The 9066-nt window shown below is 65.7% G+C and carries 13 protein-coding genes; 6 read left to right on the top strand and 7 right to left on the bottom strand.

The annotated features are described in order from the left end of the window. Nucleotides 1-38 precede the first annotated feature (38 nt). Together ABD231_RS19800 and ABD231_RS19795 are read right to left on the bottom strand one after the other, a co-directional pair. Nucleotides 39-1196: an alpha/beta hydrolase gene (locus tag ABD231_RS19800; protein ID WP_344153756.1), complete on the bottom strand. Its 1158-nt coding sequence runs from the start codon at nucleotides 1194-1196 to the stop codon at nucleotides 39-41. A 2-nt stretch (nucleotides 1197-1198) separates the two neighbouring features. After that, the gene (locus tag ABD231_RS19795; RefSeq protein ID WP_344153754.1) at nucleotides 1199-2101 is read right to left on the bottom strand and encodes an aldo/keto reductase; all 903 of its coding nucleotides are present in this window, start codon (nucleotides 2099-2101) and stop codon (nucleotides 1199-1201) included. A 91-nt stretch (nucleotides 2102-2192) separates the two neighbouring features. Between ABD231_RS19795 and ABD231_RS19790 the strand changes: the two genes are divergently transcribed. Continuing rightward, on the top strand, nucleotides 2193-2690 hold the full coding sequence (locus tag ABD231_RS19790) for an NUDIX hydrolase (RefSeq protein WP_344153752.1): 498 nt from the start codon (nucleotides 2193-2195) through the stop codon (nucleotides 2688-2690). Nucleotides 2691-2698: 8 nt separating this feature from the next. Here ABD231_RS19790 and ABD231_RS19785 read toward each other — a convergent pair whose 3' ends face one another. After that, on the bottom strand, nucleotides 2699-2875 hold the full coding sequence (locus ABD231_RS19785; protein WP_165952739.1) for a hypothetical protein: 177 nt from the start codon (nucleotides 2873-2875) through the stop codon (nucleotides 2699-2701). A gap of 63 nt (nucleotides 2876-2938) precedes the next feature. After that, nucleotides 2939-3631 carry a helical backbone metal receptor gene (locus ABD231_RS19780; protein WP_344153750.1) on the bottom strand — a complete coding sequence of 231 codons (693 nt, stop codon included), beginning with the start codon at nucleotides 3629-3631 and terminating at the stop codon, nucleotides 2939-2941. Here ABD231_RS19780 and ABD231_RS19775 point away from each other — a divergent pair. Both ABD231_RS19775 and ABD231_RS19770 read left to right on the top strand, forming a co-directional pair. After that, nucleotides 3582-3875 carry a hypothetical protein gene (locus ABD231_RS19775; protein ID WP_344153760.1) on the top strand — a complete coding sequence of 98 codons (294 nt, stop codon included), beginning with the start codon at nucleotides 3582-3584 and terminating at the stop codon, nucleotides 3873-3875. The two genes, ABD231_RS19780 and ABD231_RS19775, sit on opposite strands and share 50 nt — an antisense overlap. Nucleotides 3876-3923: 48 nt before the next feature. After that, the gene (locus ABD231_RS19770) at nucleotides 3924-4529 is read left to right on the top strand and encodes a histone H1-like repetitive region-containing protein (RefSeq protein ID WP_344153748.1); all 606 of its coding nucleotides are present in this window, start codon (nucleotides 3924-3926) and stop codon (nucleotides 4527-4529) included. A gap of 70 nt (nucleotides 4530-4599) precedes the next feature. Here the strand turns inward: ABD231_RS19770 and ABD231_RS19765 are convergent, their stop codons facing one another. Next, on the bottom strand, nucleotides 4600-4797 hold the full coding sequence (locus ABD231_RS19765; protein WP_344153745.1) for a hypothetical protein: 198 nt from the start codon (nucleotides 4795-4797) through the stop codon (nucleotides 4600-4602). Nucleotides 4798-4844: 47 nt separating this feature from the next. Here ABD231_RS19765 and map point away from each other — a divergent pair, with 47 nt between their 5' ends. From map to ABD231_RS19750, 3 genes are read left to right on the top strand one after another with little or no spacing between them, the layout of a single operon-like run. Further along, entirely contained in the window at nucleotides 4845-5693 is an 849-nt protein-coding gene (gene map / locus ABD231_RS19760) for a type I methionyl aminopeptidase (RefSeq protein WP_344153742.1), read from the top strand. Then, complete coding sequence (locus ABD231_RS19755) at nucleotides 5690-6073, top strand: GNAT family N-acetyltransferase (protein ID WP_344153739.1); 384 nt, start codon at nucleotides 5690-5692, stop codon at nucleotides 6071-6073. The genes map and ABD231_RS19755 overlap by 4 nt, the downstream gene beginning before the upstream one ends. 29 nt (nucleotides 6074-6102) lie before the next feature. Then, a complete protein-coding gene (locus ABD231_RS19750; RefSeq protein ID WP_344153736.1) occupies nucleotides 6103-6402 on the top strand; it encodes a hypothetical protein in 300 nt (99 codons plus the stop codon). Here the strand turns inward: ABD231_RS19750 and ABD231_RS19745 are convergent. Together ABD231_RS19745 and ABD231_RS19740 are read right to left on the bottom strand one after the other, a co-directional pair. Beyond that, a complete protein-coding gene (locus ABD231_RS19745; RefSeq protein ID WP_344153733.1) occupies nucleotides 6377-7870 on the bottom strand; it encodes a S10 family peptidase in 1494 nt (497 codons plus the stop codon). The genes ABD231_RS19750 and ABD231_RS19745 overlap by 26 nt on opposite strands. Nucleotides 7871-7937: 67 nt before the next feature. Then, nucleotides 7938-9059: a ThuA domain-containing protein gene (locus ABD231_RS19740; protein ID WP_344153731.1), complete on the bottom strand. Its 1122-nt coding sequence runs from the start codon at nucleotides 9057-9059 to the stop codon at nucleotides 7938-7940. Nucleotides 9060-9066: the final 7 nt, after the last annotated feature.

Raw genomic sequence — 9066 nt, 5'->3', positions numbered from 1 at the left:
GTGAGGGGGTGAGGGGAGGGGAGGGGAGGGGAGATCCTCTAGGACGCGCAGGCCGGGGCGCCGGGCGCGGGGGTGTTGCGGAGGGCGTGGGCGAGGAAGGTGGTGAGGTAGCCGTTCTGGACGGTGAGGGCGTGGCGGGGATCGACGGTGCCTAGCGCTAGGCGTTTTCGGAGGGGTAGTGCCAGGTAGTAGGTGCCGTAGTCGGTGAAGTTGAGGTGCCGGGTACCGGGGACGGTCGCGCACCACGAGGTGTTGGTGCTTGCCTTGAGCAACGATAAGGCGCGAGCTCGGTCCGTGTCGGACTTGGCGTCCGGACCGCAGATGCTGGTCATGCACGAGTCGTCGGCACCGAGCAGCATGATCGGTGCCTGGACACCCTTCTTCAGCACCTCACCGAATTGCCGGCCGTCCACGTCGACTGCGGCCGCGCAGCGCGCGTCGGTCCGGCAGGCTTCCAACGCGGCCGCGCCGCCGAACGAATGCCCGACGTACGACGGACCGAAGTCCGGGTCCACGCTGTCCGGGAACTCCTTCGCCACCTCCGCCGCTGCGAACCGCGCGTCGGCCGCCCAGGTGCCGACGAGATGATCGCCGGTCTGCAATCCACCCGGTGAGTTGTCCTCAGGCTTCGGCGGTACGGCGGCCGGCATGCTCTCGATCGTCTGCCCACCGAGGACAGTGAGCTTCGCGCTGTACGTCGGTGTGACGCCCGCGACCAGATATCCGTGGCTCGCGAGGTTCTCGGCGAGTGTCGCGTACATCGGCGCGGACAGCCCCTCGCCGGGCAGCAGAACCACGACCGGGAAGCGGCCCGGCGCAACCTCGGCATGATCCAGCGCAGGGTCCCGCACGCTGTCGAAGGGGCTTTGCAGGATCGAGAACGGCGCCTTCTCCCGCAGGCCGCTCCATTGCCCGGGCGCGTACGCCGCCTTGCGTCCGCTCATGCCCTTCGCCACCGGGTACCAGGCCCACACAGCCAGCCGCCGCGGCCCGGCGACGTACGGGTCCTTGCGGGCCTTGTCGGTCCACTCGAAGGTCTGCCGTCCCACCTGCAGCTTGCCGGTGGGTGCGGGCAGCGACACCGCTTCGGATCGCTGGACGAGCACCCAACCGACGTACCCACCGCCGCCGACCACGACTAGCAGCACCAGGATCACGAGCCCGGTGCGCATCTTGCGCAACCCCCTGCGTGCCATGGCTAGATCCAGGGGAGTGCTGAACGCTCGGTCCAGTACTCCTCAGGTTGCTGGACAAACTCGGTCAGCGGCCCGTCGAGACGGAATGCCACATTGCTCTCAAGCTGCTCGGCGGTCGTTGCGCCACTGAGCACGACGTCGGCCCACGGTTGCGCGGCCGCCGCACCGATCGCGAGCGAATCCGGAGCGATGCCCTGTTTGCGAGCGGACACATTGAACGGCGTCTCGCCCGCCTTCGCGGTCAGCCGCCCGTTGGCGACCGCCTCCTTCACCACCACGAACCAACCGGCGTCGTGCGCCTCCGCCAGCGCGCCGCCGACCGAGGTCTCCAAGACGTTCCAGGTGGACTGGACCGCTGTGAACGGTCCATCAAGCTCGAGTGCCTTACGCAACGCGGCGGCCTGATGCGGTCCGCTCGTCGACAAGCCGATCCGTACGCCGGTGTCCGCAAGCTCGCGTAACCGGTTCAGCAACTTCTCGTCGTCGAGCGCCGGGCTGTCCGTCGTCAGGCTGTGCACGAGATAGAAATCCGGTGCGCCACCCAATGCCTGCAAGGTCTCCGGCCATTGCCGCTCGAACGTCGCGAGCGCGTGATCCTTCACCTCGTGCGTCTCGGCGTCGTGCTGCCAGCCCGCGACGTACGTGTAGCCCCACTTCGAACCCACGGTCAGCTGGGCACGACGTTCCGGAGTCAGCCACTCGCCGAGGAACTCTTCGGCAAGCCCGTACGAACGCGCGGCATCGAAGTAGCGAACACCCGATCGCCAGGCCAGTTCGAGCAGTTCGTGAGTGCGCTGCCGAAGATCTTCAACCGCCCTTCCGGCGGGCAGATCCTCGTCGTGACCGAGGTTGATGTACCCCGGCCGGCCGAGTGCTGCGAGGCCTAGACCGATACGCGCTGTCATGCCTTCGATCCTAGATGTCGACGGCAACAACTCGTGAGACTCGCCGCATTGCGCGGCACGAGGTGCCGGAAGTCGTCTAGCGTTTTGTGGTGTGAGTGAATCTCGGTTGCCACCTCCAGGTACCGTCGTCCGCCGGACGACGGCTCGTGTGCTGCCGGTGCGTCCGGACGGCAAAGTCCTGTTGCTGCACGGCTGGGATCCGCTGAAACCCCACGTTCCCTATTGGTTCACGATCGGCGGTGGCGTCGAGGCCGGCGAGTCGATCGCGGATGCCGCCTGCCGCGAGTTGCGCGAGGAGGTCGGCATCGTGCTGCCCGCCGACGCCCTCGGTACGCCGGTCGCGTCGAACACGATCGAGTTCGAGTGGGGCGGTGCCCGGATGATTCAGCAGCAGACGTTCTTCGCGGTCGCCGTCGACACCGTCGACGTCACGTTCGCGAACCAGGAGGAGCTGGAACTGCAGACGATCAGCGCGCACGGCTGGTGGTGGGGTGACGACCTCGAGGCGACCGGCCAGGCCGCCCACGTCACGATCCCCGGATTACTCCGGCAGGCGGCGGATGCGATCACCCTGCGGCGCGCCTCGTAAACCGACCGTCAGCGGGAGCGGGCTTCCTTCAGGACCTTCTTCGGGACCTTCTTGTCGACCTTGTAGTGCACCCGGTCGAGCCGCTCCGCGCAGCCGGCATCAGCCAGCCGCTTCAGGACCACCGGGCACTTCTTACACCTCGGCTTGTCCTTGCAGCATTTTTTCTTCGCGGTCATCTCCGGCACGGGCCGAGCGTAGGTGAGGCAAACCTAACTGTCTAGTTGAGACGGCAGGGATCGTGTCGCACGTCACGCTAGTTGTCCGCTGAGCACGCTGCGCGCCTCGACGAGTGACGGTCCGTACCAGGTCAGATGCCGGCCCGAGACGCACTTCGCGGGCTGCTGAAATGCCTCCGGCCCGTCATCGGGTGCAAACGCATAAGGCTCGTCCGGTAACACCGCGACGTCGTACGGCGGCAATGTTTCGGGGTCGAACCGCGGATAGCGTTCGCCCGATTCCGCGAACACGTTGTCGACGCCGATGCGACTGAGCACATCACCGGCGAACGTGTCCCGTCCCAATGCCATCCACGGTCGCCGCCAGATCGGTACGACGGCGCGACGACGAGAACCGGAGTACGGCGTACTCCACACTGCTCGCGCATCGCGCAACCACTGCGGTACGTCGGCGGTGATCGCGACGAGTAGTTCGTCGAGTTGATCGAGTGCTTCGTCGACTGTCGTCGGTGATGTCATCCACACGTCGATGCCGAGTGCGCGCAACGCGTCGACATCGACCGCGCGATTCTCTTCGGCGTTCGCGATCACGAGGTCTGGTGCGAGCTCTTGGATCCGTTCGAGGTCAGGATTTTTCGTGCCGCGAACACGTGTCACCTCGAGCTCTGCAGGGTGTGTGCACCAGTCCGTTGCACCGACGAGAAGGTGTGCGTGCGTGACTGCGATCGACTCCGTCAACGACGGCACGAGACTCACTACACGCATCGCTTCGACACTCCCTCTCAACTCCGTTGCCAACGACAACACTGCGCCAAACGGCCGTTCGACACGACTTTTGCGCGCGTGTCGTGAAGAAATTCTGGAAGCCCTTCGGCGTACAGCAGGTGTCGCAGAAACCCTTCTGCACAACGCTTTTCGGAAATTCTTCGCAGTCGCGGCCGTGCGTCGCCTTGACCCGAAGGTGTTTCGGGTGCTTTACGAAGCCACCAAGTGTTGTCATCATCGTTGACGACGAGGAATCCACCGTGGTTTTCCTCAGCCGCACAAGGAGGCAGAAGTGCCAGCCAAGAAGGCAGCCGCAGGGAAGGCGACAGCCAAAAAGGCTTCTCCCGCCAAGAAGACTGTCGCGAAGAAGACCACCGCCGCGAAGACGACGACCGCGCGGAAGGTTGCAGCGAAGAAGACAGTCGCCAAGAAGGTGAGTGCGGCAAAGAAGACCGCCGCCAAGAAGACGGTGGCGAAGAAGGCCCCGGCGAAGAAGGCCACCGCCAAGAAGACTGTCGCGAAGAAGGCTCCGGCCAAGAAGGTCGCCGCGAAGAAGACGGTGGCGAAGAAGGCCACTGCCAAGAAGACCGTGGCGAAGAAGGCTCCGGCCAAGAAGGTCGCCGCGAAGAAGACGGTGGCCAAGAAGGCTCCGGCGAAGAAGGTCGCCGCCAAGAAGACCGTCGCCAAGAAGGTGGCGAAGAAGGCCCCGGCCAAGAAGGTCGCCGCCAAGAAGGCCCCCGCGAAGAAGGCCGTTGCCAAGAAGGCTCCGGCGCGGAAGGTCGCGGCGAAGAAGGCTCCGGCCAAGAAGACGGTCGCCAAGAAGGCCCCGGCCCGCAAGGCCCCGGCCCGTAAGGCACCCGCACGGAAGGCACCGGCCCGGAAGGCCACTGCCCGCTGATTCCGTACCCGAAAACCCGAAGGGCACCGCCGTCACGGCGGTGCCCTTCGGTGTGTTCACGCACCTGGATTCAGTCGTCTTCCCAGTCCTTGTTCTGCTTCTCCCAGGCTTCGTTGCGTTCCTGGGCAATTTCCAGCGCCCGGGCCGCTTCTTCCGGTGAACTGTAGGGACCGAGCCGGTCGCCGGACTTGGCGCCCTGGTACGGCTCGACCTCGCCGGTCTTGGTGTTGTAGTACCACTCGTTCTCGTGATCGTCGCTCTTCGGCATGACCACCTCCCGGGAGTCTTGGCGTTACTCACTAAGATGTTCCCACCATGTCGATCCTCACTCCCGGCACCATCTCGCCGCGTCGCGAAGTTCCTGCCGCCATTCCGCGCCCCGAATACGTCGACAAGCCGGCCCCGACGCCGTACGAGGGTTCGTACGTGACCGCGCCGGAGCTGGTGGACAAGATGCGCGTCGCGAGCAAACTCGCCGCGCAGGCGCTGCAGGCGGTCGGTGCGGCTGCGAAGCCGGGTGTGACGACCGACGAACTCGATGCGGTCGGCCACGACTATTTGGTTGAGCGCGGCGCTTATCCGTCGACCTTGGGTTATCGCGGTTATCCGAAGTCGTTGTGCACCTCGGTCAACGAGGTGATCTGTCACGGCATCCCGGACGACCGCCCGCTCGAGGACGGCGACATCCTGAACGTCGACATCACCGCGTTCCTCGACGGCGTGCACGGTGACACCAACGCGACGTTCCTGGTCGGTGATGTCGACGAGGAGAGCCGCCTGCTGGTCGAGCGCACGCACGAAGCGCTGATGCGCGGGATCAAGGCGGTCAAGCCCGGTCGCCAGGTCAGCATCATCGGCCGCGTGATCGAGTCCTACGCGAAACGCTTCGGGTACGGCGTGGTCCGCGACTTCACCGGTCACGGCATCGCGACGTCGTTCCACTCCGGCCTGATCATCCCGCACTACGACGACGAGCGTTTCGACGACGTCATCGAGCCCGGGATGACGTTCACCATCGAGCCGATGCTGACGCTCGGGACGTACGACTACGACCTGTGGGACGACGGCTGGACCGCCACCACCAAGGACAAGTCCCGCACCGCGCAGTTCGAGCACACGCTGGTCGTCACCGACACCGGCGCCGAGATCCTCACCCTGCCGTGAACATCCAGCAGTACCAGCGCACGCATCTCGACGGCATCGTCGCGTTGTGCGAAGCCGAGGGCTGGCCGAGTTTCGGCGCGGACCTCGACCGCGCGCACGCGACACTGACCGCGCCGGGCGTGACGAGTGTGGTCGCGCTGGACGGTGAGCTGGTGATCGGTTTCGCGTATCTGCTCAGCGACGGGCACATCGCGTCGTACCTATCGATGATGGCAACGCACGTGAACTATCGCCGCAAGGGCGTTGGCCGTGCGCTGATCGACTACGCCCACCCGCTCACCGGTGCGCAGCGTATCGACCTCGTCACCGACACTGCCGAGGACTTCTACGCGTCGTACGAACATCACCGGACCTTCTCCGGCTTCCGCATCTACCCGTAGAAGAACCCCTCGCCTGTCACACTGCGCTGATGAGCGAGGGTGGGGAACAGGCGAGCGCGCTGACGGTTTCGCGCGTGCTGCGAGGGCTGTTCGACTTCAACACGATGTACGAGGGTGAAGGCAAGCGGTGGTGGGCGTGGTGGATCGCCCGCATCGCGTTGTTCGGCATCGGCAGGCTCGTCGGGGGCATGTTCTGGGAACTCACCACCGGCGAACCTGCCGACCAACGCTCGTTCTTGGAGCAGATCCTCACCAACGCCTACATCTGGGCCACGCTGCTGACCAGCGGGGTCCTCGCACTCGTCAGCGGTTCGAAGAATCGTCGATAAAGGCCGCTAGGTCGGCCGACTGCTGGATGCGGGACTCGTCGTGGACGTACATCATGTGGCCGGCCGGGTAGTACTTGACCTCGATGTTGCCAATGAGCTCGCGGGGGATCTTCAGGCGCGCGAGCGTGTGTTCGGTGGCGAAGTAGGGCGTGGCACCGTCGTAGTGGCCGGAGGCGACGTGGACCTTGAGGTGCGGGTTCGTGCGGAGTGCTTCGGCGAGTTTGTCGGCGACGGTGATCTGCTGGCCCTCGAACTCCTTGTAGGACCAGTTCTTCGCGGCTTCCCAGCTGAGCGTCTCGTACGGCAGGTCGTTCTCGTAGCCGAGCTCTGAGCGCACGTAGTGGTTCAGTGCGGCCGAGTACGGACCGATGATCGCGGCGAACGACGGGTCGTTCGGAGTCGCGTCGATGGCGTAGTCGACCTCCCATCCGGTGAACCGGCCGTCCAACCGACCGACCGTACGGCGTTGGGATCGCAGCAGCTCGGTGTAGAAGCGCTGGTGCTCGATCCGCAGATCGACGCGGTCGATGTAGTCCTCGCTCAACCCGGTCAGCGCGGCCAGCCGCGTTACCACCTCGGCGCGGTAGTCGTCCGGGATGCGGTTGCCCTGGGCAAGCGCATTCGGGTAGCGCCCGGCCGCGAACCGCTCGGCGTCGGCGAGAACCTCCTCGAGCGTTCGGTCCGGGATCAGCCCGTGATAGTGCGCAATGGCGGCGTACGTCGGGAGGAACAGTGTGTACGGCAGATCATTGCCGGGGGAGAAGTCGAGAGTGCCGAACTCGAGCACTGACGAGATCAGCATCACGCCGTTCAGGTACATCCCGTAGCGCGTCTGCAGGTGCGCGGACAGCCCGGCCGCGCGCGTCGTCCCGTACGACTCACCGGCGAGGAACTTCGGCGAGATCCACCGCCCGTTCCGCGAGGTCCACAGCCGGATCACCTCACCCACGGACTCCAGGTCGCGCGTGAAGCCGTGGTACTCGCCCGGCTTCTCACCCTCGACCGCCCGCGAGAACCCGGTCGACACCGGGTCGATGAAGACCAGGTCGCTGTGCAGGAGCAGGCTCTCATCGTTGTCCACGAGCTCGTACGGCGGCGCTGCCACCGCACCGGCGTCACCGGAGACGACGCGGCGCGGTCCCAGCAGCCCGAGGTGCAGCCAGATGCTCGACGACCCGGGACCACCGTTGAACGCGAACGTCACCGGCCGGTCAGCGGCCTCGGCGTCATCCAGCGTGTACGCGGTCAGAAACACCTCCGCCTTCGGCTTGTACCCCTCGGACTTGCCGTCGGTGAGCACCTCCTCCCGCAGGACGATCCGCCCGGTGGTCGCGGTGTACTTCAGCTCACGCCCGCCGATGGTCAGCGTGTGCTTGGTCGCCACCAGGTCGTCCACCGGCGGCGCCGGCTTCTTCTCCTCGGTGGCAGGCTTGTCGGTGCTGTCGGCGGTCGTCTGCTCATCGGCCATGCCGAGCACCCTAAACAATGTCCGAAGGATCGGAGACCACGCCCTCCGATCCTTCGGACGTTAGCGGCTAACTGAGCGTGAAGGTGTCGATGTCGAAGAGGGCTCCGGATCCGCCGGTGAAGGTGAGGAAGAGGGGGCCGGTGCCGGGGGTGAGGGTGGTTGAGATGGTTTGGAAGTTCTCCCAGCCGCCAGTGACCGGTACGGCGACTGTGCCGAGTACCGGTCCGGTTGCCGAGCCGGAGCGGATCCGGATTGTGCCACCGGCACCACCCGAGGAGATGCGCGCGCTGAAGCTGGTCTTGCCGGCGGTGTTGACCTGTGAGTACCCGGCCCAGTCGCCGTTGTCGATGTAGCCGAGTGTCCGGCCGCCACTGGCGCCGTTGTGCGCGGCCACCTGAACGCCTGACTGCGACGTGAACGCCTCACCCTCAATCGGGATCACCGGCGGCGTCGACGTGGCACCAGCGGCGTACTGGATGCCGCCCAGCAGGTGCTGACGGAACGCGGGCTCCGTGTACGACGCGATCGTGTGCCCGAAGCCGGTGTAGAACGAGCGGCCGGAGCCCTGGGCGTGGTACCAGGCGATCGGGTGATCACCCATGTTCCCGCCGCTGTAGGTCGATTCGTCGAGGTTGATCAGCACCTTCACGTTCGGCCGCGGGTTGGTGCGGTAGTTGTACAGCTCGTCGGTGCGCACCCACGTCGCACCCAGATGGGCCGTCGACTGATGCGTGCGGTCCTCGACGCGTGCGGTCACCTGCTGGATCGCAGGGTGACTGTGGAACCACGCCCCGCACAGTTGCCCGTAGTACGGCCAGTCGTACTCCGTGTCCGCGGCCGCATGCACACCGACGTACCCGCCGCCGCCGTTGATGTACGACTCGAAGGCCGCCTGCTGCGTGGCGTTCAGAACATCCCCGGTCGTGCTCAGGAACACCACCGCCTTGTACGCCGCGAGCGACGCCGCGGTGAACACATTGCTGTCCTCGCTCGCAGTCACGGTGAACCCGTTCGCGGCCCCAAGATCGCGGATCGCCTGGATGCCGGCCGGGATCGAGTCGTGCCGGAAACCGGCCGTCTTACTGAACACCAGCACCTGGTACGGCGCCGCGAACGCGGGAAGGTTGTTGGCGCCGGCAACGAGCAGTCCACCGGCGATCAATGCGGTACGACGTGTGAAAGTAGTCATGGCAGGC

This window comes from Kribbella yunnanensis (genome assembly GCF_039529655.1).
Classification (GTDB): domain Bacteria; phylum Actinomycetota; class Actinomycetes; order Propionibacteriales; family Kribbellaceae; genus Kribbella; species Kribbella yunnanensis.
Note: the sequence above shows the minus strand (reverse complement) of the source record. Positions and strands in the feature narration are given on the sequence as shown.

Excerpts from the sequence above, each read along its gene's own strand:
- map (WP_344153742.1), top strand. The coding sequence starts at position 4,845 with ATGTCGATCCTCACTCCCGGCACCATCTCGCCGCGTCGCGAAGTTCCT.
- ABD231_RS19800 (WP_344153756.1), bottom strand. The coding sequence starts at position 1,196 with ATGGCACGCAGGGGGTTGCGCAAGATGCGCACCGGGCTCGTGATCCTG.
- ABD231_RS19745 (WP_344153733.1), bottom strand. The coding sequence starts at position 7,870 with ATGGCCGATGAGCAGACGACCGCCGACAGCACCGACAAGCCTGCCACC.
- ABD231_RS19740 (WP_344153731.1), bottom strand. The coding sequence starts at position 9,059 with ATGACTACTTTCACACGTCGTACCGCATTGATCGCCGGTGGACTGCTC.
- ABD231_RS19765 (WP_344153745.1), bottom strand. The coding sequence starts at position 4,797 with ATGCCGAAGAGCGACGATCACGAGAACGAGTGGTACTACAACACCAAG.
- ABD231_RS19750 (WP_344153736.1), top strand. The coding sequence starts at position 6,103 with ATGAGCGAGGGTGGGGAACAGGCGAGCGCGCTGACGGTTTCGCGCGTG.
- ABD231_RS19795 (WP_344153754.1), bottom strand. The coding sequence starts at position 2,101 with ATGACAGCGCGTATCGGTCTAGGCCTCGCAGCACTCGGCCGGCCGGGG.
- ABD231_RS19780 (WP_344153750.1), bottom strand. The coding sequence starts at position 3,631 with ATGCGTGTAGTGAGTCTCGTGCCGTCGTTGACGGAGTCGATCGCAGTC.